The 24,402-nt window shown below is 71.7% G+C and carries 18 protein-coding genes; 14 read left to right on the top strand and 4 right to left on the bottom strand.

From position 1 onward, the window contains the following. Nucleotides 1-46: 46 nt before the first annotated feature. The 12 genes from IE255_RS12380 (at nucleotide 47) to IE255_RS12435 (ending at nucleotide 15,404) form a co-directional block, all read left to right on the top strand. Entirely contained in the window at nucleotides 47-1,258 is a 1,212-nt protein-coding gene (locus IE255_RS12380) for a Gfo/Idh/MocA family protein (protein WP_190050267.1), read from the top strand. A 13-nt stretch (nucleotides 1,259-1,271) separates the two neighbouring features. Beyond that, nucleotides 1,272-2,270, top strand: coding sequence for a sugar phosphate isomerase/epimerase family protein (locus IE255_RS12385; RefSeq protein ID WP_190050268.1), 999 nt, complete (start codon nucleotides 1,272-1,274; stop codon nucleotides 2,268-2,270). Between the two features lie 81 nt (nucleotides 2,271-2,351). Beyond that, nucleotides 2,352-4,847, top strand: a complete 2,496-nt coding sequence (locus IE255_RS12390; RefSeq protein ID WP_190050269.1) for a PQQ-dependent sugar dehydrogenase — start codon at nucleotides 2,352-2,354, stop codon at nucleotides 4,845-4,847. A gap of 15 nt (nucleotides 4,848-4,862) precedes the next feature. Beyond that, nucleotides 4,863-6,203, top strand: coding sequence for a ThuA domain-containing protein (locus tag IE255_RS12395; RefSeq protein ID WP_190050270.1), 1,341 nt, complete (start codon nucleotides 4,863-4,865; stop codon nucleotides 6,201-6,203). Nucleotides 6,204-6,293: 90 nt separating this feature from the next. Then, nucleotides 6,294-7,508: an inositol-3-phosphate synthase gene (locus tag IE255_RS12400; protein ID WP_190050271.1), complete on the top strand. Its 1,215-nt coding sequence runs from the start codon at nucleotides 6,294-6,296 to the stop codon at nucleotides 7,506-7,508. 116 nt (nucleotides 7,509-7,624) lie between these two features. Then, entirely contained in the window at nucleotides 7,625-8,686 is a 1,062-nt protein-coding gene (locus tag IE255_RS12405; protein WP_190050272.1) for an SCO3242 family prenyltransferase, read from the top strand. Nucleotides 8,687-9,021: 335 nt separating this feature from the next. Beyond that, nucleotides 9,022-9,996, top strand: coding sequence for a sugar phosphate isomerase/epimerase family protein (locus IE255_RS12410; protein ID WP_190050744.1), 975 nt, complete (start codon nucleotides 9,022-9,024; stop codon nucleotides 9,994-9,996). Further along, entirely contained in the window at nucleotides 9,993-10,754 is a 762-nt protein-coding gene (locus IE255_RS12415; RefSeq protein ID WP_190050273.1) for an EboA domain-containing protein, read from the top strand. Before IE255_RS12410 ends, IE255_RS12415 begins: the two co-directional genes overlap by 4 nt. After that, complete coding sequence (locus IE255_RS12420) at nucleotides 10,754-11,683, top strand: TatD family hydrolase (protein ID WP_190050274.1); 930 nt, start codon at nucleotides 10,754-10,756, stop codon at nucleotides 11,681-11,683. The genes IE255_RS12415 and IE255_RS12420 overlap by 1 nt, the downstream gene beginning before the upstream one ends. Nucleotides 11,684-11,686: 3 nt before the next feature. Further along, the gene (gene eboE, locus IE255_RS12425; protein ID WP_190050275.1) at nucleotides 11,687-12,856 is read left to right on the top strand and encodes a metabolite traffic protein EboE; all 1,170 of its coding nucleotides are present in this window, start codon (nucleotides 11,687-11,689) and stop codon (nucleotides 12,854-12,856) included. Beyond that, nucleotides 12,853-14,271: an alkaline phosphatase family protein gene (locus tag IE255_RS12430; RefSeq protein WP_190050276.1), complete on the top strand. Its 1,419-nt coding sequence runs from the start codon at nucleotides 12,853-12,855 to the stop codon at nucleotides 14,269-14,271. The genes eboE and IE255_RS12430 overlap by 4 nt, the downstream gene beginning before the upstream one ends. 80 nt (nucleotides 14,272-14,351) lie before the next feature. Continuing rightward, nucleotides 14,352-15,404, top strand: a complete 1,053-nt coding sequence (locus IE255_RS12435; RefSeq protein WP_190050277.1) for a sugar phosphate isomerase/epimerase family protein — start codon at nucleotides 14,352-14,354, stop codon at nucleotides 15,402-15,404. Nucleotides 15,405-15,560: 156 nt separating this feature from the next. Here the strand turns inward: IE255_RS12435 and IE255_RS12440 are convergent, their stop codons facing one another. From IE255_RS12440 to IE255_RS12455, 4 genes are all read right to left on the bottom strand, one after another. Next, entirely contained in the window at nucleotides 15,561-16,949 is a 1,389-nt protein-coding gene (locus IE255_RS12440; protein WP_190050278.1) for an OFA family MFS transporter, read from the bottom strand. 122 nt (nucleotides 16,950-17,071) lie between these two features. After that, complete coding sequence (locus IE255_RS12445; protein WP_190050745.1) at nucleotides 17,072-19,216, bottom strand: acetate--CoA ligase family protein; 2,145 nt, start codon at nucleotides 19,214-19,216, stop codon at nucleotides 17,072-17,074. 4 nt (nucleotides 19,217-19,220) lie between these two features. Then, the gene (gene frc / locus IE255_RS12450; RefSeq protein ID WP_190050279.1) at nucleotides 19,221-20,462 is read right to left on the bottom strand and encodes a formyl-CoA transferase; all 1,242 of its coding nucleotides are present in this window, start codon (nucleotides 20,460-20,462) and stop codon (nucleotides 19,221-19,223) included. A 10-nt stretch (nucleotides 20,463-20,472) separates the two neighbouring features. Next, the gene (locus tag IE255_RS12455; protein ID WP_190050280.1) at nucleotides 20,473-22,155 is read right to left on the bottom strand and encodes a thiamine pyrophosphate-binding protein; all 1,683 of its coding nucleotides are present in this window, start codon (nucleotides 22,153-22,155) and stop codon (nucleotides 20,473-20,475) included. 176 nt (nucleotides 22,156-22,331) lie between these two features. On the opposite strand from IE255_RS12455, the gene sucC reads away from it, so the two are divergent. Together sucC and sucD are read left to right on the top strand one after the other, a co-directional pair. Then, nucleotides 22,332-23,462, top strand: a complete 1,131-nt coding sequence (gene sucC, locus IE255_RS12460; protein WP_190050281.1) for an ADP-forming succinate--CoA ligase subunit beta — start codon at nucleotides 22,332-22,334, stop codon at nucleotides 23,460-23,462. Between the two features lie 14 nt (nucleotides 23,463-23,476). Continuing rightward, nucleotides 23,477-24,361: a succinate--CoA ligase subunit alpha gene (sucD, locus tag IE255_RS12465; protein WP_190050282.1), complete on the top strand. Its 885-nt coding sequence runs from the start codon at nucleotides 23,477-23,479 to the stop codon at nucleotides 24,359-24,361. The last annotated feature ends 41 nt before the right edge of the window (nucleotides 24,362-24,402 follow it).

Here is a 24,402-nt window from a genome sequence, read left to right on the forward strand (position 1 = left end):
CACCCCCCACGTGCGCCACCCCGACCAGGACGAGGAGGACACCCGTATGGGACAGCCGCAAGCGCAGCCAGAAGGGACCGAGGCAGGCAAGCCACCCCTGCGGGTGGGGATGGTCGGATACGCCTTCATGGGGGCCGCCCACTCCCAGGGCTGGCGCACCGCGGGTCGCGTCTTCGACCTGCCGCTGAACCCCGTGCAGTCCGTGATCTGCGGCCGGGACCGGTCCGCTGCGCGGGCGGCGGCCGACCGGCACGGCTGGGCGTCCGTCGAGACCGACTGGCGCGCCCTCGTCGAACGGGACGACGTCGACCTCGTCGACATCTGCACCCCCGGCGACAGCCACGCCGAGATCGCGCTGGCCGCCCTGGCCGCCGGCAAGCACGTGCTGTGCGAGAAGCCCCTCGCCAACACCGTCGCGGAGGCCACGTCCATGGCCCGGGCGGCCGAAGAGGCCCACGCGCGCGGCCAGGTGGCCATGGTCGGCTTCAACTACCGCCGGGTGCCCGCCACCGCCCTGGCCCGCCGGATGGTCGCCGAGGGCCGCCTCGGCAGGCTGCGGCACGTGCGCGTGACGTACCTCCAGGACTGGCTGGTCGACCCCGAGTTCCCGCTGACCTGGCGGCTGCGCAAGGAACAGGCCGGCTCGGGTTCCCTCGGCGATCTGGGCGCGCACATCATCGACCTCGCGCAGTACCTCGTGGGGGAGCCCCTGGCGGGCGTCTCCGCGCTGACGGAGACCTTCGTACGGCAACGGCCCCTGCCCACCGGCGCCACCAGCGGACTGTCCGCCGTCTCGGCCGCCGGCACCGGCGAGGTCACCGTGGACGACGCCGCCCTGTTCACGGCCCGCTTCCCCTCCGGCGCGATCGCCTCCTTCGAGGCCACCCGCTACGCCACCGGCCGCAAGAACGCCCTGCGCATCGAACTCAACGGCGAGCGCGGCTCGCTCGCCTTCGACCTGGAGCGCCTCAACGAGCTGTCCTTCCACGACGCCACGGAGCCGGGCGCGGAGGCGGGCTTCCGCCGCATCCTCGTCACCGAGCCCGACCACCCCTACCTGGACGCCTGGTGGCCGCCGGGCCACGGCCTCGGCTACGAGCACACCTTCGTCCACCAGGCCCGCGACCTCGTCCACGCCATCGCCGAGGGCCGCCGCCCCGAACCCTCCTTCACCGACGGGCTCCAGGTGCAGCGCGTGCTCGCGGCGGTCGAGGAGAGCGCCGAGAAGAACTCCGTCTACACGCCGATCGCGGTCTGAGGAGGCCACCGGAATGCCGCGCACCTTCACCCTGTTCACCGGCCAGTGGGCGGACCTGCCCCTGGAGGAGGTCTGCCGCCTGGCCCGCGACTTCGGCTACGACGGCCTCGAACTCGCCTGCTGGGGCGACCACTTCGAAGTCGACAAGGCGCTCAGCGATCCCTCCTATGTGGCGTCCAGGCACCAGCTCCTCGACAAGTACGGCCTGAAGTGCTGGGCCATCTCCAACCACCTGGTCGGACAGGCCGTCTGCGACGCCATCATCGACGAACGCCACCAGGCGATCGTGCCCCGTGAGGTGTGGGGCGACGGCGACCCGGAAGGGGTCCGGCAGCGGGCCGCGGAGCGCATGAAGGACACCGCCCGGGCCGCCGCCGCCTTCGGCGTCGACACCGTCATCGGCTTCACCGGCTCCGCCATCTGGCACCTGGTCGCCATGTTCCCGCCCGCCCCCGACACGATGATCGAACGCGGCTACCAGGACTTCGCCGACCGCTGGAACCCCATCCTCGACGTCTTCGACGCCGAGGGCGTGCGGTTCGCGCACGAGGTCCACCCCAGCGAGATCGCCTACGACTACTGGACGACCCAGCGGGCCCTCGAAGCCGTCGACCGGCGCCCGGCGTTCGGGCTGAACTTCGACCCCTCGCACTTCGTGTGGCAGGACCTCGACCCGGTCGGCTTCCTCTGGGACTTCCGCGACCGGATCTACCACGTCGACTGCAAGGAGGCCCGCAAGCGCCTCGACGGACGCAACGGCCGGCTCGGCTCCCACCTGCCCTGGGGCGACACGCGGCGCGGCTGGGACTTCGTCTCCGCCGGGCACGGCGACGTCCCCTGGGAGGACGTCTTCCGGATGCTGCGCTCCATCGACTACCAGGGCCCGATCTCCGTCGAATGGGAGGACGCCGGCATGGACCGGCTCCAGGGGGCGCCCGAGGCGCTGACCCGCCTCAAGGCCTTCGACTTCGAGCCGCCGTCGGCCTCCTTCGACGCAGCGTTCGGCAACTGACCCTCCGTGAGCTCTCCGGGATGACGGCGCATCCCGGCGTACGCACCCGCCCGTACCACCGGCTCCACTCTGGAGGCATTCGTGCACGGGAACCACCGCACCACCAGCACCGCCAGAACCGAGACCCACAGACGGCGCCTGCGCCAGGCGATCGCGCTGTTCAGCGGCGCGCTGCTGGCCGGGGCCTCGCTCACCCTCACCGCACCGCAGGCCGGAGCGGCCGCCGGCGACGACGGACCGGCCATCACGGCCGAGGACTTCCAGCAGGTCACCCTCGCCAAGGGCGAGGCGGAGGTCGGCGAGCCCATGTCGCTCGCCGTCCTCCCGGACCGCTCGGTCCTGCACACCTCCCGCGACGGCGAACTCCGCCTCACCGACGCGGCCGGCAACACGAAACTCGCCGGCAAGCTCGACGTCTACTCCCACGACGAGGAGGGCCTCCAGGGCATCGGCGTCGACCCCGGCTTCTCGGAGAACCGCTTCATCTACCTCTACTACGCGCCCCCGCTGAACACCCCCGAGGGCGACGCCCCCGAGACCGGCACCGCCGCCGACTTCGCCCCCTTCGACGGGGTCAACCGCCTCTCCCGGTTCGTCCTGAAGACCGACGGCACCCTCGACACCGCCAGCGAGAAGAAGATCCTCGACGTCCCCGCCTCCCGCGGCCTGTGCTGCCACGTCGGCGGCGACATCGACTTCGACGCGGCCGGCAACCTGTACCTGTCGACCGGTGACGACACCAACCCGTTCCAGTCGGACGGCTTCACCCCCATCGACGAGCGCTCCCACCGCAACCCGGCCTTCGACGCCCAGCGCTCCTCCGCCAACACCAACGACCTGCGCGGCAAGATCCTGCGCATCAAGGTGAACGCCGACGGCTCGTACACCGTCCCCGAGGGCAACCTCTTCGCCCCCGGCACGGACAAGACGCGCCCCGAGATCTACGCGATGGGCTTCCGCAACCCGTTCCGCTTCAGCGTCGACAAGAAGACCGGCATCCTCTACGTCGGTGACTACGGCCCCGACGCCGGCGCAGCCGACCCCGCGCGCGGCCCGGCCGGCCAGGTCGAGTTCGCCCGCGTCACCGGCCCCGGCAACTTCGGCTGGCCGTACTGCACCGGCGACAACGACGCCTACGTCGACTACGACTTCGCGACGGGCGCGTCGGGAGCGGCCTTCGACTGCTCCGCCCCGAAGAACACCTCCCCGAACAACACCGGCCTGACCGACCTGCCCCCGGCCCAGCCCGCCTGGATCCCCTACGACGGCGGCTCCGTCCCCGAGTTCGGCACCGGCTCCGAGTCCCCGATGGGCGGCCCGGTCTACCACTACGACCCGGCGCTCGACTCGCCGGTGAAGTTCCCGGAGGCGTACGACGGCGACTTCTTCGCCACCGAGTTCGGCCGCCGCTGGATCAAGCGCATCACCAGCGACGCCGACGGCTCCGTGCGGTCGATCAACGACGTGCCCTGGACCGGCACCCAGGTGATGGACTCGGCGTTCGGCCCCGACGGGGCGCTGTACGTCCTCGACTACGGCCTGTCCTGGTTCGGCGGCGACGAGCACTCCGCCCTGTACCGCATCGAGAACGCCACCGACGGCCACTCGCCCGTCGCCCAGGCGGCGGCGAGCAGGACCTCCGGCCAGGCGCCCCTGCGCGTCAGCTTCTCCTCCGCGGGCACGAGCGACCAGGACGGCGACGCCCTCACCTACAGCTGGGACTTCGGCGACGGCGGCACGTCCACCGCGGCCAACCCCACGTACCGCTACAAGAAGAACGGCACCTACACCGCCACGCTGACGGTCAAGGACCCCTCCGGCCGCACCGGCAACGCGAGCGTGCAGATCGTCGTCGGCAACACCGCGCCCACCGTGGTACTGGAGACGCCCAAGGACGGGCAGCTGTTCAGCTTCGGTGACGCCGTCCCCTTCAAGGTGAAGGTCACCGACCCGGAGGACCGGCGCATCGACTGCTCCAAGGTCAAGGTCACCTTCATCCTCGGCCACGACACCCACGGCCACCCCCTGACCTCGGCGAACGGCTGCACCGGCACCATCCAGACCAGCGCCGACGGCGGCCACGACGAGGACGCCAACATCTTCGGGGTCCTCGACGCCGAGTACACCGACAACGGAGGCGGCGGCCAGGCCGCGCTCACCACGCACGACCAGAACGTGACCCAGCCCCGGCACCGCCAGGCCGAGCACTTCGGCGACTCCTCCGGCGTCACGGTCATCACCAAGGCCACCGCGCACGGCGGCCGGACCGTCGGCGACATCAACAACGGCGACTGGATCTCCTTCACTCCGTACGTCCTGAGCAACGCCACGAAGGTCACCGCGCGCATCTCCTCCGGCGGCGCCGGCGGCACCCTCGAAATCCGCGCCGGCTCCCCCACGGGCACCCTGCTCGGCAAGGCGACCGTGCCCGTGACGGGCGGCTGGGAGACCTTCCAGGACGTCAGCGCCAACCTGTCCCGCGCCCCGAGGGGCACGACCACGCTCTTCCTGGTCTTCAAGGGCAGCGGCACCGGCGCCCTGTACGACGTCGACGACTTCACGTTCACGACGAGCTGAGGGGAGGACACCGACATGCGCTCAACCAGCCGATACGCGACGGGCATCATGGGCGCGGCCCTGCTCCTGGGCTGCGTCTCCGGACCGGCCTCGTCCCAGGACGACGCCGCGGGCAAGCGGGTCCTGGTCTTCTCCAAGACCGCCGGCTTCCGGCACGACTCCATCCCCGAGGGCGTCGCCGCGGTGCAGCAGCTCGGCGAGCAGGGCGGCTTCACGGTCGACGCGACCGAGAACGCGGGCGCGTTCACCTCGTCCAACCTGCGCCGGTACGCCGCGGTGGTGTTCCTGTCGACCACGGGCGACGTCCTCGACGCCAGGCAGCAGCGGGCCTTCGAGGGCTACATCCGCGCCGGCGGCGGCTACGTCGGCGTCCACGCCGCCGCCGACACCGAGTACGACTGGGCGTTCTACGGCGGCCTCGCCGGCGCCTACTTCCAGTCGCACCCGGCGATCCAGCCCGCGACCGTCCACGTCGAGGACCACGCCCACCCGGCGACCTCGGGCCTGGAACGGGCCTGGAACCGCACCGACGAGTGGTACAACTACCGCTCCAACCCCCGGGAGAGGGCCCACGTCCTCGCCTCCCTCGACGAGTCCTCCTACACCGGCGGCACCATGCGGGGCGACCACCCGATCGCCTGGTGCCAGGACTACCAGGGCGGCCGCTCCTTCTACACCGGCGGCGGCCACACCAAGGAGTCCTTCGCCGAACCCGCCTTCCGCGAGCACCTGCTGGGCGGGATCCGCTGGGCGATCGGCGACGCCCAGGCCGACTGCCGCCCGGAGACGGGCTACCGCCCGCTCTTCGACGGCACGTCCCTGGACGGCTGGCGGCAGGCCGGCCCGGGCTCCTTCACCCTGTCCGACGACGGCACCCTGACGTCGTCGGGCGGCATGGGAATGCTCTGGTACGCCGCCTCCGGCTTCTCGTCGTACTCCCTGAAGCTCGACTGGAAGATGGCCGGCGACGACAACTCCGGTGTCTTCGTGGGCTTCCCGCCCTCGGACGACCCGTGGTCGGCCGTGCACAACGGCTACGAGATCCAGATCGACGCGACCGACGCCGCCGACCGCACCACCGGCGCGGTGTACGGCTTCAAGTCCGCCGATCTCACCAAGCGCGACCGCGCGCTGAACCCGCCGGGGGAGTGGAACACGTACGAGATCCGCGTGGAGGGCGAACGCCTCCGCGTCTGGCTCAACGGCGTGAAGATCAACGACTTCACCAACACCGACCCGGCCCGGAGCCTCGTCGACGGACACTTCGGCATCCAGAACCACGGAGCCGAGGACGAGGTGTCCTTCCGCGACATCCGGATCAAGGAACTGCCCTCGAAGGTCTCGGAGGGCGACTGAGCGGCGGCGGGCGGGGGACGCCGGACTCCCGCCCGCCGTCTTCACCTGCCCCCACTGAAGTCCCTGTCTCGTACGACAAGGAGGCCGCCGATGTCCGCGTCCCGTTCCGAGTCCCGTGTGGGGGTGTGGCTGATCGGAGCGCGCGGCTCCGTCGCCACGACCGCCGTGGCGGGCTGCGCCGCCGTGACCGCGGGCCTGCATCCGCCGACGGGCATGGTGACCGAGACACCCCCGTTCACCGGCAGCGGCCTGCCGGCCCTGCCGTCCCTCGTCTTCGGCGGCCACGACACGCTGGACTGCCCCCTGCCGAAGCGCGCCGAGGCGCTGGCGGCCGGGGGAGTGCTGCCCCCGGGCCTCCCGTCCGCCATCAGCGCCGAACTGGCCGCCGCAGACCGGGAGATCAGGCCCGGCGGCCCCCTCCCCGGCGACACCCGGGACGCGGAGCGACTGATCACCGCGTTCGCCACCGACATCCAGGACTTCGTACGACGGCACGGCCTGGCCCGCGCGGTGGTCGTGAACCTGGCCTCCACGGAACCCGCCCCCACCGGCGGCGCCCTCCCGCCGAGCTCCCTGTACGCCGCGGCGGCCCTGCGCGCCGGCTGCCCCTACGTGAACTTCACCCCCTCGACCGGCCTGCACCACCCCGCCCTCGCTCCTCTCACGGAGGCGTCCGCCCTCCCGTACGCCGGCCGCGACGGCAAGACGGGCCAGACCCTGCTGCGCTCGGTGCTGGGCCCGATGTTCGCCCAGCGGGCGCTGACCGTCCGCGCCTGGTCGGGCACCAACCTGCTGGGCGGCGGCGACGGCGCGGCCCTGGCCGACCCGGCCGCCGCGGCCGCCAAGAACGCCGGCAAGGAACGCGTCCTCGCCGACACCCTCGGCACCACCCCCGAGGGCGAGGTCCACATCGACGACGTCCCCTCCCTCGGCGACTGGAAGACCGCCTGGGACCACATCGCCTTCGACGGCTTCCTCGGCACCCGCATGATCCTCCAGACGACATGGCAGGGCTGCGACTCCGCCCTGGCCGCTCCGCTCGTCCTCGACCTCGCCCGCCTCACCGCACGCGCGCACGAGACGGGGCTGTCCGGCCCGCTCGGAGCACTCGGCTTCTACTTCAAGGACCCGGTGGGGGACGGGCCGTCGGGCCTGGCCGAACAGTACGAGGAGCTGATCCGGTTCGCGCGGAGCCTTCGGGCGCCGGGGCCCGGGGACGAGGGGGCCGACGCACGGCAGGTCGCCCGCGAGGACCGCGCGCTCGGTCCGGCGGGGCCGGGCGACGGGACGGGGGAGCCGCGGTGACTCGGCGTGCCTGCCCTCCCGGCGGTGCCGCCGCAGACAGCGGTGCCGCTGCCTTGGGCGGGAGTGTCGGTGCCTTGGACGGGAGCGTTGGTGCCTTGGGCGGGAGTGTCGGTGCCTTGGGCGGGAGTGTCGGTGCCTCGGGCGGGGGCGTCGCCGCCTCGGACGTCAGCGTCGGCGCCTCGGACGGGAGCGTCGCCGCCACGGCGCACTGTGGGGACGCCGCCCGGTCGGGCCGAGCCCGCGCCTGGGCGGAACTCCTCCGCCTCCCTGCCCTGTTCAGCGTGCCCGGCGACGCACTGGCCGGCACGGCGGCGACCGGGGCAGCGCCCAACGCCCGCACTCTGCTCGCCATCGGTTCCTCCCTCTGCCTGTACGAGGCCGGCATGGCCCTCAACGACTGGGCGGACCGCGACGTGGACGCCGTCGAACGCCCGCACCGCCCCCTGCCCTCCGGCCGGATCCGGCCCGCCGCCGCACTCACGGCGGCCTGCGCCCTGACCGGAGCCGGACTGGCCCTGGCCGCCCGCGCCGGCCGCCCCGCCCTGGCCGTCGCCGCACCCCTCGCCGCGACCGTCTGGGCGTACGACCTCGGCCTGAAGCACACACCGGCCGGACCGGTGGCCATGGGCGCGGCCCGCGGACTGGACCTGCTCCTGGGAGCCGCGTCCACCACCGGCCGCCCCCGAGCGGCCCTGCCGTCCGCCGCCCTCCTCGGCACCCACACCATCGCCGTCACGACGGTTTCCCGCCAGGAGGCCCGGGGCGGCTCACCCCTGGCCCCCCTGGCCGCCCTCGCGACGACAGCCCTGCTGACCCGCGTGGTCGCGCACCGCTCCCTACGGCACCTGACAGGCCGACAGCAAGCAGCCGCTCCTGCCCTGCCGGGCATCCCAGCCGCCCGGCCGGGACGGCAGGAGCCCGGCGGCCCACAACCCGGGGCGCTGCTGACCACCGCCCTCGCAGCCGCCTATGCCGCGACCACCGCCCGCCCCTACGTCCACGCCGCCCTCAACCCGTCACCTCCCCTCACCCAACGAGCCGTCGGCGCCGGCATCCGCGCCACGATTCCCCTCCAGGCCACCCTCGCCTCCCGCTCCAGGGGCACGGCCACCGCACTCCTCATCGCCGCCCTCGCCCCCCTCGGAGCGAGATTCGCCAAGAAGGTGAGCGTCACATGAGCCCCGAAGCCCCTGCGTCCGACAGCGGCCCCACCACGGCCCCGCGGTCGGCCGGCCCTGTGACGCCCGCCGCGCACCAGGCGCTGACCTGCGAGCACCAGGCGCTGACCGGCTCCGGGGCGACCGCTGGCCACCAGGCGCTGACCTCCGAGCACCAGGCGCTGACCGGCTCCGGGGCGACCGCTGGCCACCAGGCACCGACCTCCGAGCACCAGGCGCTGACCGACTCCGAGGCGACCGCCACGCACCAGGCCCCGGCCGCCCCCGTGACGCCCGCCGCGCCCCACGTGAGTTCCGGCCCGGGGGCGGTCCCGGGCAACCGCCGCACCACCTCCGTGCCGACCGGGTCGGCAACGCAACCCGGCGTCCTTCCTCCCCTCCGCTTCGGCTACGGCACCAACGGTCTCGCCGACCTCCGGCTCGACGACGCGCTCTCCCTCCTCGCCGACCTCGGCTACGACGGCGTCGGACTGACCCTCGACCACATGCACCTCGACCCGCTCGCCCCCGGCCTGGCCGCCCGCACCCGCCGGGTCGCGCACCGGCTGGACGCGCTCGGCCTGGGCGTCACCGTGGAGACGGGTGCTCGCTATGTGCTCGACCCGCGCCGCAAGCACGGCCCGTCCCTGCTGGACCCGGACCCCGGCGACCGGGCTCGCCGCGTCGATCTCCTCGTCCGGGCGGTCCGGGTCGCCGCCGACCTCGGCGCCCACGCGGTGCACTGCTTCAGTGGGGTCGTCCCGGACGGCACCGACACGGACACCGCCTGGAAGCGGCTCGCCGAGACCCTCACCCCCGTCCTGGACGCGGCCGCCTCCGCCGGTGTCCCGCTGGCCGTCGAACCCGAACCGGGTCACCTCCTCGCCACCCTGGCCGACTTCCACCATCTGCGCCGCGTCCTCGGCGACCCGGGACCTCTCGGCCTCACCCTCGACATCGGCCACTGCCAGTGCCTCGAACCCCGATCTCCCGCCGACTGTGTGCGGGACGCCGCGCCCTGGCTGCGTCACGTCCAGATCGAGGACATGCGGCGCGGCGTGCACGAGCACCTCCCCTTCGGGGACGGGGAGATCGACTTCCCACCGGTCCTGGCGGCCCTCGCCGCCACCGGCTACCAGGGCCTGACCGTCGTCGAACTGCCCCGCCACTCCCACGCCGGCCCGCACTTCGCAGCCCACTCCCTGCCGTTCCTCCGTCACGCCGAGCGGACCGCGGCCACCGCGTCGCCCCACCCCGCTCCGGCCCTCCAGCAGGCCGCGCCACCCCACGGCGCTCCCTCCGCCACCTCTGAAGGGAGCAGCACCAGATGACCCACCCCCGCGCCACGCCCACGGCGAGAACCGAGAGCACCCAGGACGCCCCCAGCACCAGAACCCACACCGGCCGAACCACCTCTGACACAGTCCTCCCCACCGTCCCCACCCTCCCCACGCTCGCCGACCTCCGTCACCACCTCAGCACCCACCTCGACCCGGACGCCCGCGCCTGGCTTGAGCACGCCCTCGACGAGGCGGCCGCCCACCCCGGCATCCACGGGCCCATCTCCGCGTGGGAGCTGCGCCTCGCCGAGGCGGGCCGCCGCTGCGGTGCCGCGCATGCCGACGCCGCCCGGGTGCTCATCCTCGACGCGGCCCGCGCCGGCACCGACGCCCTGACCCGCGTGTACTTCCAGGGCACCGCCGACGAGCGCCGCGCCGTCCTGCACGCCCTGCCCCACCTCGTGTCCGGCCCCGATGCCCTCCCGCTCGTCGAGGACGCCCTGCGCACCAACGACACCCGGCTCCTCACCGCCGCCGTCGGCCCCTACGCCGCCCGGCACCTGGCCCCCCACCCTTGGCGCCACGCCGTGCTGAAGTGCCTGTTCACCGGCGTCCCCGTCGACCACGTCGCGGAGCTGCCCCGGCGCGCCCGCGGCGATGGCGAACTCGCCCGCATGCTCGGCGACTACGCCGCCGAACGCACCGCCGCCGGCCGCCCCGTCCCCGAGGACCTGCACCGCGTCCTGGACCTGACCGAGTCCGTCACCCCCGCCCCCGGCACGGACCACCCCCACGGCAAGGAGTCCTGATGCGCATCTTCGACCCCCACATCCACATGACCTCCCGCACCACCGACGACTACGAGGCCATGTACGCCGCCGGTGTCCGCGCCGTCGTCGAACCCTCCTTCTGGCTCGGCCAGCCGCGCACCTCGCCCGCCTCCTTCCGCGACTACTTCGACGCCCTCCTCGGCTGGGAGCCCTTCCGCGCCGCCCAGTACGGCATCGCGCACCACTGCACGATCGCCCTCAACCCCAAGGAGGCGAACGACCCGCGCTGTGTGCCCGTCCTCGACGAACTGCCCCGGTATCTCGTCAAGGACAACGTCGTGGCGGTCGGCGAGATCGGCTACGACTCCATGACTGCCGCCGAGGACACCGCCCTCGCCGCGCAGCTCCAGCTGGCCGCCGACCACGGCCTGCCCGCCCTCGTGCACACCCCGCACCGCGACAAGCTCGCCGGTCTGCGCCGCACCCTGGACGTCGTCCGGGAATCCGCCCTGCCCGCCGAACGCGTCCTGGTCGACCACCTCAACGAGACCACCGTCAAGGAGGCCAGGGACAGCGGCTGCTGGCTGGGCTTCTCCGTCTATCCGGACACCAAGATGGACGAGGAGCGGATGGTCGCGATCCTGCGCGCCTACGGGCCCGAGCAGGTCCTGGTCAACTCCGCCGCCGACTGGGGCAGGAGCGACCCCCTCAAGACCCGCAAGGTCGGCGATCTGATGCTCGCCGAGGGATTCGACGAGGACACCGTCGACCGGGTGCTGTGGCGCAACCCCGTCGCCTTCTACGGGCTCAGCGGCCGTCTGAATCTGGACGTCACCGGCACCGAGGCCACCCACGAGGGCAACTCCATCCTGCGCGGCGCCCCGAAGGACCTGGCAAGCCCGAAGGACCCGCACGAGCCGGACCGCGGCCCCGAAGTGCCGGCCCGCGTCCCCGCCGCGGAGGCGTGAGCCATGCGCTTCCGCCACCCCGACGGCTCCACCGTCCACCTCGCCTACTGCACCAATGTCCACCCCGCCGAAACCCTCGACGGCGTCCTCGCCCAGCTCCGCGACCACTGCGAACCCGTCCGCCGCCGCCTGGGCCGCGACCGGCTCGGCATCGGGCTGTGGCTCGCCAAGGACGCCGCGCACGCCCTCGTCACCGACCCTGCCGCGCTGCGCGGCCTGCGCACCGAGCTCGACCGGCGCGGCCTGGAGGTCGTCACCCTCAACGGCTTCCCCTATGAGGGCTTCGGCGCCGAGGAGGTCAAGTACCGCGTCTACAAGCCCGACTGGGCCGACGCGGAACGTCTCGACCACACCACCGCCCTGGCCCGCGTCCTCGCCGGACTGCTCCCCGACGACGTCACCGACGGCACCATCTCCACCCTGCCCCTCGCCTGGCGCACCGCGTACGACGACGAGCGCGCGGAGACCGCCCGCACCGCGCTGCGCACCCTCGCCGAACGCCTCGACGCCATCGAGGAGCTGACCGGCCGCTCCCTCCGCGTCGGCCTGGAACCGGAACCCGGCTGTGTCGTCGAGACCACCCGCGACGCCATCGCCCCGCTCACCGCGATCGCCCACGACCGCATCGGCGTCTGTGTCGACACCTGCCATCTCGCCACTTCCTTCGAAGACCCGCACACCGCCCTGGACGCGCTCACCGAGGCAGGCATCCCCGTCGTCAAATCCCAGCTCTCCGCCGCCCTGCACGCCGAACACCCCCATCTTCCGGAGGTCCGCGAGGCCCTCGCCGCCTTCGCCGAACCCCGCTTCCTGCACCAGACCCGCACCGCCACCGCCGCCGGCCTGCGCGCCACCGACGACCTCGACGAGGCCCTCGCGGGCCACGCCCTGCCGGACGCCTCACCCTGGCGCGCCCACTTCCACGTCCCCCTGCACGCGGCCCCCGCCGCACCCCTCACCTCCACACTCCCGGTCCTGAAAGCCGCACTGACCCGGCTCGTCGGCGGCCCGACCCCGCTCACCTGCCACCTGGAGGTCGAGACCTACACCTGGCAGGCCCTCCCGCCCGAGCTGCGCCCCAAGGGCCGAGCCCAGCTCGCCGAGGGCATCGCCGCCGAACTCACCCTCGCCCGCGACCTGCTGACCGACCTCGGCCTGAAGGAGCTGCCATGAGCACCCATGAGCACCCGGACCCGGCCACCGCGGACCGCGAGCGCCCCACCCCGCTCCTCGTCCTGGACGTCGTCGGCCTCACCCCCCGTCTCCTCGACCACATGCCCCACCTCAAGGCGCTCGGCCAGTCCGGCTCCCGCGCCCCGCTGGGCACCGTCCTGCCCGCCGTCACCTGCGCCGCCCAGTCCACCTTCCTCACCGGCACCATGCCCTCGGAGCACGGCATCGTCGGCAACGGCTGGTACTTCCGCGAACTCGGCGACGTCCTCCTGTGGCGCCAGCACAACGGGCTCGTGGCCGGCGACAAGCTCTGGGACGCTGCCCGCCGCGCCCACCCCGGCTACACCGTGGCGAACATCTGCTGGTGGTACGCCATGGGCGCCGACACCGACATCACCGTCACCCCCCGTCCGATCTACTACGCCGACGGCCGCAAGGAACCCGACTGCTACACCCGGCCGGCCGCACTCCACGACGAACTCACTGACAAACTCGGCACGTTCCCTCTGTTCCACTTCTGGGGCCCCGGAGCGGACCTCGTCTCCAGCCGGTGGATCATCGATGCGACCCGCCACATCATCCGCACCCGCCACCCCGACCTGACGCTCTGCTACCTCCCTCACCTCGACTACGACCTCCAGCGCTTCGGCCCCGACGACCCGCGCTCCCTGAAGGCGGCCACCGAACTCGACACCGCCCTGGCACCGCTCCTGGACGACGCCCGCGCCGAGGGACGCACGGTCGTCGCGCTGTCCGAGTACGGCATCACCCGCGTGAACCGGCCCGTCGACATCAACCGCGCCCTGCGCCGCGCCGGTCTGCTGGAGGTGCACACGCAGGACGGCATGGAGTACCTCGACCCGATGGCGTCCCGTGCCTTCGCGGTCGCCGACCACCAGATCGCCCACGTCTACGTGCGCCGCCCCGAGGACCTCGACGCCACCCGGGCCGCGCTCGACGGCCTGCCCGGCATCGAGCAACTCCTCGACGACGAGGGCAAGAAGAACCACCATCTCGACCACCCGCGCGCCGGCGAACTCGTCGCCGTCGCGGAACCCGACGCCTGGTTCACGTACTACTACTGGCTCGACGACGCCCGCGCGCCCGACTTCGCGCGACTCGTCGAGATCCACCGCAAACCCGGCTACGACCCGGTCGAACTCTTCATGGATCCCCTCGACCCCTACGTCAAGGTCAAGGCGGCCACCGCTCTGGCGCGCAAGAAACTCGGCATGCGCTACCGCATGGCGGTCGTGCCCCTGGACCCCTCACCTATTCGCGGCAGCCACGGCCGCCTCCCGGCGAGCGACGACGACGGTCCGCTCCTCATCTGCTCCACCCCCCGCGCTGTCGGCGACCGCGTCGCGGCCACCGATGTGAAGTCACTGCTGCTCCGACTCGCCGGTCTCACCTGAGGACGGACCCTCAGTCCCGACTGGTCACAAGTGAAGCACTCACCACTGACAACGCCCCGCGATCACGAGGAGTTCCCCGCATGAGCCGCTTCTCCCAGCCCGACCCCGAGCTCACCCACCGCCTCAGCAGACGAGGCATGCTCGGCGTGGCGGCCGGTGCCACCGCCGCCGCCCTGCTCGGCGCCGCGGCCCCGGCGACGGCCGCCACCGGCAACGCGAGTGCCGCGACCGCGTCCGGCGCCAAGGGCCGCGGCCGCCCCGTCCTGCCGCCCGGCCGCCTCGGCATCCAGCTCTACAGCCTGCGCGACAAGGTCTCCACCCTCGGCTTCGGCCCCGTCTTCGCCGAACTGGAGAAGTACGGCTACGACGAGGTCGAGTTCGCCGGCTACACCCAGGGCTCGGCGGGCCCCATCACGCTCGCCCAGCTCAGGCGACTGGCCCGCAGCCACGGCCTGAACCCGATCGGCAGCCACGTCGGATACTACTCCAGCGACCCGAACGCCTACACCTTCGCCCAGAACCTCACCAAGGTCCTCGACGACGCCCAGGCCCTCGGCCTGAAGCACATCGGCACGGCCGCCGGCCCGTTCCGCTACGGCTCGACCGTCGACGCCTGGAAGCGCGCCGCCGAGGACTTCAACACCTACGGCGCGGCGGCCAGGGCCCGGGGCATGAAGTTCTACCAGCACAACCACTCCGAGGAGTTCTCCTTCGCCACCGACAACCCCAAGGTCCGCCTCTACGACGTCCTGCTCAAGGAGACCGACCCCGACCTCGTCTACCTGGAGATGGACATCTACTGGGCGTACGTCGGCCAGTTCCGGTTCTCCAAGCGGCCCGACGGCACGCCCGCGCCGTTCGAACCGCTCGACTACGTCCTCCGGCAGCCCGACCGCTACCCGCTGTTCCACGTGAAGGACGGCGAGAGCGACCCGTCGAACCCGTACGGCTACCGCATGGTCGACGTCGGCGACGGGGACATCGACTACCAGCGGTTCATCTCCGCCGTGACGCGGCTGCGCGGACACCGCATGGCCCACCACTGGCAGGCCGAGCACGACAACCCGGCCGAGTCCTTCACCTTCGCGCGCCGCTCCAGCGCGCACCTGCACTCGCTGAGGGAGAAGTGCTGAGGGCCGTACGGGCATGAGGAGGCCCCTCCCCGGCCGGGGAGGGGCCTCCTCATGTGCGGGACGGTCAACCATCGTTTCGCGATGGGGACGGTGTGCGGCGGCGGACGGTGCGTGCGGGCTGCCGGCCGCGAACGGCTCCGCGGTCGTGTCAGGTCGTCAGGCCGTGTCCTCGCCGAGCGGTTGCGGGTTGGGAGCGATGCGGCGCCTTTCCTTGTCGCGTCCCGGCGGGCTGAGGAACACGGCCACACAGCCGGCGAAGAGGGAGATGGAGCCGGCCAGGATGAAGGCCCCGGAGTGCCCCCAGGCGCCGACGACCACGGCACCCATGCCGGCGCCCAGACCGGAGACGAGCTTGGCGCTGTAGACCATGCCGTAGTTGGACGCGTTGTTGTTCTCCCCGAAGTAGTCGGCGGTGAGGGCCGCGAACATCGGGAAGATCGCGCCGCCGCCGAAGCCGGAGATCGAGGAGAAGACCAGGAACATCGGGAGGTTCTCGGCGCTCGCCGACCAGAGGATGCCGTACTGGGACAGGCCCAGGATGACGCAGACGACGAGCAGGCACCGTTTGCGGCCGTACAGGTCGGAGAGCCAGCCGATGACGCCGCGCCCGGTGCCGTTGACGATGGCCTTCAGGGACATGGCCGTGGCGACGATGCCGCCCGCGAACCCTGCCTCCTCGCCGATCTCCACCTGGAAGGCGATGCCGAAGATGTTCACGCCGGACGTACAGGCCAGGCAGAACCACATCAGGGCCACCCGGCCGGTCTTCCAGGCCTCCTTGGGGGAGTACTGGCGCACCGCCGGCGGGTTCATCCGCAGGGAGCGGGCCGCGCGCGGGTCCTTCGGCGGGTTGAGCGGGTCGATGTCGGCGGGCCACCAGTTCTTCGGCGGGTCCTTGAAGAAGTAACCGGAGCAGGCGACTGTTCCGGCCAGGAACACACCCACGGAGACCAGGACCCAGCGGAAGTTGGTCAGGTCCATATAGCCGTTGAAGAGGAAGACGAAGGGCACCGAGCCGTAGGCGAAACCGCCGTTGACGAAGCCGGTCTTGCCGCCCTTCCGCTCCGGATACCACTTGCCCACCATGTTGACGCAGGTGGCGTACACCATGCCCGCGCCCATGCCGCTGAACATGCTGAAACCGATGTAGGCGAAGACGACGTGCGGCGCGAAGGCCAGTGACAGGTAGCCCAGCAGCGTGCCGGCCGCGCCGCACATCATCGCCCAGCGGGCCGGAAGTTTTCCGCTCTCCCGCAGCTTGCCCGCGGGGAAGGCCACCGCGGCCTGGAAGAAGACCCACACGGTCATCATCCAGAAGATGTGCATGCTGTCCCAGCTGTGCGCCGTGTGCAGGGTCTCCTCGGCCGACGCGAACGCGTACTCGGCGGAGGAGATGCCCATCATGCCGATCCAGGGCAGGATCACCATCCACTTGCGCTTGCGCCCCATGATGTCGATGTCGGTCTCACCGAGGCGGTAGACGCGACCGTTCGCGTCGGTGACCTCCCGGTAGGGAACCGTGGTGGGCAGATCGGTCGTTGTCATGTCGTGTCGCACCCCTTGCGTCGAAAGATCTGGCCAGCGCCCCCTGTCCCATGCCTTTCGTGCGCGTGCGGGTCCCGGGGCCGGCCGACGCGCACCGTCGGCCGGCCCCCTGCTCCCTCACCTCATGTACCGCCCCCCAGGAACCCCGCCGCCCGCGCCCAGCGGTACTTGGCGCCGAGCACGGCCACCGGCTTCTCGGTCGTGTACGGGTACGCCACGACGCCGCGCTCGAAGAGGTACTGGCAGGCCTCCTCGACCTCCACGTCCCCGGCGAGCGACGCCACCACGGGCTTCTCGATCCCCCGCTCCCGGAACTCGGCCACCACGCGCGCGGTGAGCTCCGCGAAGACCATGGGAGGCGTGACGATGGTGTGCCAGTAGCCGAGGACGAGCGCGTGGATGCGCGGGTCCTCCAGCCCCAGCCGGATCGTCGCCTCGTACGTCGACGGCGGCTCGCCCCCGGTGATGTCCACCGGGTTGCCCGCCGCACCGAAGGGCGGGATGAACTTCCGGAACGCCTGGTCGAGGTCCGGCGGAATCTCCATCAGCGACAGGCCGTTGTCCGTCACCGCGTCCGACAGCAGCACTCCGCTGCCCCCGGCGCCCGTGATGATCACGACGTTGTCGCCCTGCGGGGCGGGCAGTACGGGCAACGCGCGCGCGTACTCCAGCATGTCGTTCAGCCCGGGCGCCCGGATGACACCGGCCTGGCGGAGGATGTCGTCGTACACGGCGTCGTCGCCCGCGAGGGCACCGGTGTGTGAACCGGCCGCCCTGGCGCCCGCCGCGGTACGGCCCGCCTTCAGCACGATCACCGGCTTCTTCGGCACGGTCGCCCGCGCGGCCTCCACGAAGGCGCGCCCGTCCTTGAGGTCCTCCAGGTGCATCGCGATGCACTGGGTGTTCGGGTCCTCCCCGAACCAGGTGAGCAGGTCGTCCTCGTCCAGGTCCGACTTGTTGCCGAGCCCGACGATCGCCGACACACCCGTCTTGGTGGTGCGCGCGAAGCCCAGGATGGCCATTCCGATGCCGCCGGACTGCGAGGTCAGCGCGACCCCGCCCTTGACGTCGTACGGCGTGCAGAACGTGGCGCACAGGTCCTGCCAGGTCGAGTAGTAGCCGTAGATGTTCGGTCCCAGCAGCCGGATGCCGTGCCGCTCGGCGATGGCCACGATCTCCGCCTGAAGTTCGTGTTCGCCGGTCTCCGCGAACCCGGAGGGGATCAGCACGGCGTTCGGGATCCTCTTGCGTCCCACCTCCTCCAGGGCCGAGGCCACGAACTTGGCGGGGATCGCGAAGACCGCCACATCCACCTCACCGGGAACGTCGGTGACACTCTTGTACGCCTTGCGGCCGAGGATGTCATCGGCCTTGGGGTTCACCGGGTGGATGTCGCCCGCGAAGCCGCCGTCGACGAGGTTCCGCATCACCGAGTTGCCGATCTTGCCCTGCTCGTTGGAGGCGCCGATCACGGCGACCGAACGGGGCTGCATCAGCCGGCGCATCGAGGTGAGGATCTCGTCCCTCGAGTACTTGCGGCGGGGCGGAGGCTGCGACTCGGCGAGGATCACCCGGATGTCGGCCGCGACGGCCCCCTCCGCCGTCGCGATCACCGGGTTGAGGTCCACCTCGGCGATCTCCGGGAAGTCCGCGACGAGTTCCGACACCCGGCGGATCTGCTCGGCGACGGCCCACCGGTCCACGCCCGCCTGGCCGCGCACCCCGCGCAGGATCTCCGCCGAGCGGATCGAGTCCAGCATCGACAGCGCCTCGTCGGCGTCGACCGGCGCCAGCCGGAAGGTGACGTCCTTGAGGACCTCGACGAGCACCCCGCCGAGCCCGAACGCGACGACCTTCCCGAACGTCGGGTCCGTCACCGCCCCGACGATGACCTCCTGCCCCTTCGGCAGCAGCTCCTGCACCTGCACACCCGAGATGCGGGCGTTCGCGTCGTACGCACGCGCGTTGCCGATGAGGGTGTGGAACGCGGCCCGGACATCGGCGGCGCCCTCGACGCCGACGATCACACCGCCGGCATCCGTCTTGTGCAGGATGTCCGGCGAGACGATCTTCATCACGACGGGTCCGCCGAAGCGCGCCGCGAACGCCACCGCCTCGTCGACGTCCGTCGCCAGCTCCTCGCCCGGTACGGCGATCCCGTACGCGTCGGCGATCACCTTGCCCTCGGGCGCGGTCAGCGCGGTCCGCCCCTCGGCCCGCACGGAGTCGAGGAGGGACCGCACCCGCAGGACCCGGTCTTCGGCCATCACGTCAGATCACTCCGTTCGACTTGAGCAGGCGCACTTCCTCGTCACCGAGGCCGAGTTCGCCGACGTAGACCTCTTCGTTGTGCTCGCCGAGCAGGGGTGAACTGGTCACCTCGACGGGGGAGTCGGACAGCTTGAGCGGGCTGCCGACGGTGACGAACTCGCCCCGCTCGGGGTGGGGCACGGTGACGACCATCTCGTTGGCGGCCAGCGACCGGTCCTCGATGATCTCCCTGGTGGACAGGATGGGCCCGCACGGGATGTTGTGCGCGTTGAGCCGCTCCAGCACCTCCCACTTGGGCAGCGTCGAGGACCACTCCTCGATCAGCTGGAACATCTTGTTGAGCTTGGGCAGCCGGGCCTCGGGCGTCGCCCACTCGGGGTCGTCGGCCAGTTCGGGCCGGCCGATGAGCTCGCTGATCGGCCGCCAGCCGACGGGCTGCACGATGACGTACACGTAGTCGTTCGGGCCGCCCGGCGCGCACTTGACCGCCCAGCCGGGCTGGCCGCCGCCGGACGCGTTCCCGGACCTGGGAACCTCGTCGCCGAAGTCGTCGTTGGGATATTCAGCGAGCGGCCCGTGTGCCAGACGCTGCTGGTCCCGCAGCTTCACCCGGCACAGGTTCAGTACAGCGTGCTGCATGGCCACGTTGACCCGCTGCCCGCGACCGGTGCGCTCCCGTTGGTAGAGCGCGGCGAGGATGCCCGCCACGGCGTGCACACCCGTCCCCGAGTCCCCGATCTGGGCCCCCGTCGCCAGCGGCGGCCCGTCCTCGAAACCGGTGGTCGACATCGACCCGCCCATGGCCTGCGCGACGACCTCGTACGCCTTGAAGTTGGTGTACGGGCCCTCGCCGAACCCCTTGATGGAGGCATAGACGATACGTGGATTGATCTCCTGGATGCGGTCCCAGGTGAAGCCCATCCGGTCGACCGCGCCCGGTCCGAAGTTCTCGACCATGACGTCGGAGCGCCGGATCAGCTCGGTGAGGATCTCCTTGCCGCGCTCGGTCTTGGTGTTGAGGGTGATGCTCCGCTTGTTGCAGTTGAGCATCGTGAAGTAGAGGGAGTCGACGTCCGGCAGGTCGCGCAGCTGCTTGCGCGTGATGTCGCCGGTCGGCGCCTCCAGCTTGACGACGTCCGCGCCGAGCCAGGCGAGCAGCTGGGTCGCGGAAGGCCCGGACTGGACGTGGGTCATGTCCAGGACGCGGATGCCTTCGAGGGCCTTGGTGGAGGTAGCTGTCATCGGGGGCACCTCACTTGTACATGGTCTGGTTCATGGTTCCGGGGGCGTACGCGTCGGGATCGACCCAGACGTTGATCAGCGACGGCTTGCCCGACTCACGGGCGCGCCTGAGGGCCGGGCCGATGTCGGCGGGGTCGCGGACCTCCTCGCCGTAACCGCCCAGCATCTGGGCGAACTTGTCGTAGTGGACGTCGCCGAGGGTGTTGCCGACCCGCTCGCGGTCCTTGCCGTACTTGGCGGCCTGGCCGTAACGGATCTGGTTCATGGAGGAGTTGTTGCCGACGATGCCGACGAAGGGGAGGTCGTAGCGGACCAGGGTCTCGAAGTCCCAGCCGGTGAGGGAGAACGCGCCGTCACCGAAGAGGGCCACCACTTCCTTGTCGGGCCGCGCCTGCTTGGCCGCGAGCACGAAGGGGACGCCGACGCCGAGCGTGCCGAGCGGGCCCGGGTCCATCCAGTGCCCGGGCGACTTGGGCTGCACGACCTGCCCGGAGAAGGTGACGATGTCGCCGCCGTCGCCGATGTAGATCGAGTCCTCGGTGAGGAAGTCGTTGATCTCGCTGACCAGCCGGTACGGGTGGATGGGCGAGGCGTCCGACTTCAGGCTGGGCAGCCGCTTCTCCAGAGCGGTCTGCTCGGCCGCCCGCAGTTCGTCCAGCCACTCCTTGCGCCTGGACGCCCCGCCGTTGACGCGCCCGGAGGCCGCCTCGGTCACCGACTTCAGCACCAGCCCGGCGTCGCCCACGATGCCGAGGTCGATGTCGCGGTTCTTGCCGACCGTGCGGTAGTCGAGGTCGATCTGCACGACGGTCGCGTCCGGCGACAGCCGCTTGCCGTAGCCCATGCGGAAGTCGAAGGGCGTGCCGACGATGACGATGACGTCGGCGTGGGAGAAGGCGTACCGGCGGGAGAGCTGGAAGTGGTGCGGGTCGCCGGGCGGGAGGGTGCCGCGGCCGGCGCCGTTCATGTACGCCGGGATGTTCAGCGTGCGCACCAGCTCGATGGCCGACTCCGTGCCCCGGGTCGTCCAGACCTGGCTGCCGAGCAGGATCGCCGGCTTCTCGGCGTGCACGAGCAGGTCGGCGAGCTTCTCGATCGCCTCGGGGTCGCCGGCCGAGCGGGTCGAGGCGCGGTAGGCACCGGCCTGGGGCACGCGCGCCTTGGCCGCCGGCACCTTGGCGTCCAGCACGTCACGCGGGATCTCCAGGAAGGAGGGGCCCGGCGCGCCGTGGAAGCACTCGCGGAACGCCATGGACACCATGTCCGCCGCGCGCGCCGTGTCCGGCACGGTCGCCGCGAACTTGGTGATGGGGTTCATCATGTCGACGTGCGGCAGGTCCTGGAGGGACCCCATCTTGTGCTGGGTGAGGGCCCCCTGACCGCCGATCAGCAGCATGGGGGACTCCGCGCGGAAGGCGTTGGCGACACCGGTGACGGCGTCGGTCGTCCCGGGGCCCGCGGTGACCACCGCGCAGCCGGGCTTACCGGTGATGCGGGCGTAACCGTCGGCGGCGTGGGCGGCGACCTGCTCGTGGCGTACGTCGACGACCTCGATGCCCTCGTCGACGCAGCCGTCGTAGATGTCGATGATGTGGCCGCCGCACAGCGTGTAGATGCGCTCGACCCCCTCGGCCTTGAGCGCCTTGGCTACGAGATGACCACCGGAGATCACGTCCTGGGTGTCGTCGGGCATGGCGAAGTCCTGTCCCTTCGTAGGGGGTTGGAACGACTCGCGGTACATTGCATACAGTCGACGAATACTGTATGAAGCTTGTTATCCCGCATCCGGTGGGTGGTGTCCAGGGGGCGTGCGGCATTTTCGGGGGTCTGGGGGTCGCTCCCCAGAAGACACAGCAGACGGGAGCCGGAATGGACCTGTACGAACACCAGGCAAGGGAACTCTTCGAGGAACACGGCATCTTGGTGCCGAGGGCCGAGGTGACGGACTCATCCAAGGAGGCCCGTGACATCGCACGCCGGCTCGGCGGCCGGGTTGTGGTGAAGGCCCAGGTCAAGACCGGTGGACGCGGCAAGGCGGGCGGTGTGAAGCTCGCCGCCGACCCGGCCGCCGCCGAGCTGACCGCACGCCAGATCCTCGGCATGGACATCAAGGGGCACACGGTCGGCACCGTGATGCTGGCTCAACCGGTGGACATCGAGACCGAGTTCTACGTGTCCTACGTACTCGACCGCGCGGCGGGCCGCTTCCTCGCCATCGCCTCGGCCGAGGGCGGCATGGACATCGAGGAGGTCGCCGCCACGCGCCCCGAGGCCGTGGCCCGCGTCCCCGTCGACCCCGCCGAGGGCGTCACCTCCGCGAAGGCAGGCGAGATTGCCGAGGCGGCCGGACTGCCGCCGCAGACCGTCGACGTCCTCGTGCGGCTCTGGGAGGTGCTGGTCCGCGAGGACGCCCTCCTCGTCGAGGTGAACCCGCTCGTGCGCACCCGGCAGGGGCAGATCCTCGCCCTCGACGGCAAGGTCACCCTGGACGACAACGCCCGCTTCCGGCAGGCACGCTGGGGCGCGGAGGCCGCCGCCCACGACGACGCGCTGGAGGCGGCGGCCGCAGCCAAGGGCCTCAACTACGTCAAGCTCGACGGCGAGGTCGGCATCATCGGCAACGGCGCGGGCCTGGTCATGTCGACCCTCGACGTGGTCGCGGGCTGCGGCGCCCGTCCCGCCAACTTCCTCGACATCGGCGGCGGAGCGAGCGCCCGCATCATGGCGGACGGACTGTCGGTCATCCTCTCCGACCCGGCCGTCAAGTCCGTCTTCGTCAACGTCTTCGGCGGCATCACCGCCTGCGACGCGGTCGCCGACGGCATCGTCCAGGCCCTGGACAGCCTCCGCCTGACCAAGCCGCTCGTCGTGCGCCTCGACGGCAACAACGCGGCCCGGGGCCGGGCCGTCCTCGACGAGCACGCGCATCCGCTGGTCGAGCAGGTCACCACCATGGACGGCGCCGCACGCCGGGCCGCCGAACTCGCCACCGCAGCCTGAGGAGCCGGAACGCCATGGCCATCTACCTGACCAAGGAGAGCAAGGTCCTCGTCCAGGGCATGACCGGCGGCGAGGGCATGAAGCACACCCGGCGCATGCTCGCGGCCGGCACGAACGTGGTCGGCGGCGTCAACCCGCGCAAGGCGGGCCGCACCGTCGACTTCGACGACCGTGCCGTGCCCGTCTTCGGCTCGGTCGCCGACGGGATGAGCGCGACGGGAGCGGACGTCACCGTCGTCTTCGTGCCGCCCGCCTTCGCCAAGGCGGCCGTCGTCGAAGCGGCCGACGCCGGCATCGGCCTCGCGGTCGTCATCACCGAGGGCATTCCCGTCCACGACTCCGTCGCCTGCACCACCTATGCCAAGGACCGGGGCACGCGTGTCATCGGCCCCAACTGCCCGGGCCTCATCACCCCCGGCCAGTCCAACGCCGGCATCATCCCGGCCGACATCACCAAGCCCGGCCGCATCGGGCTGGTCTCCAAGTCGGGCACGCTGACCTACCAGCTCATGTACGAGCTGCGCGACATCGGCTTCTCGACGTGCGTCGGCATCGGCGGCGACCCGGTCGTCGGCACCACGCACATCGACTGCCTCGCCGCCTTCCAGGACGATCCCGACACCGAACTGGTCGTCCTCATCGGCGAGATCGGCGGCGACGCGGAGGAACGCGCGGCGGCGTACATCCGGGAGCACGTCACCAAGCCCGTCGTCGGCTACATCGCCGGGTTCACCGCGCCCGCGGGCAGGACGATGGGCCACGCGGGCGCGATCGTGTCCGGCTCCTCCGGCACGGCGCGGGCGAAGAAGGAGGCGCTGGAGGCGGTCGGGGTGAGCGTGGGCAGCACACCGACCGAGACGGCGAAACTCGTGCTGACGCGTCTCGAAGAGCGGCGCTAGCGAGCCAGGTCTTCCCGCCCCCGACCGTGCACCGAGAGCGG

This window comes from Streptomyces lomondensis, from assembly GCF_014651035.1.
GTDB lineage: Bacteria > Actinomycetota > Actinomycetes > Streptomycetales > Streptomycetaceae > Streptomyces > Streptomyces lomondensis.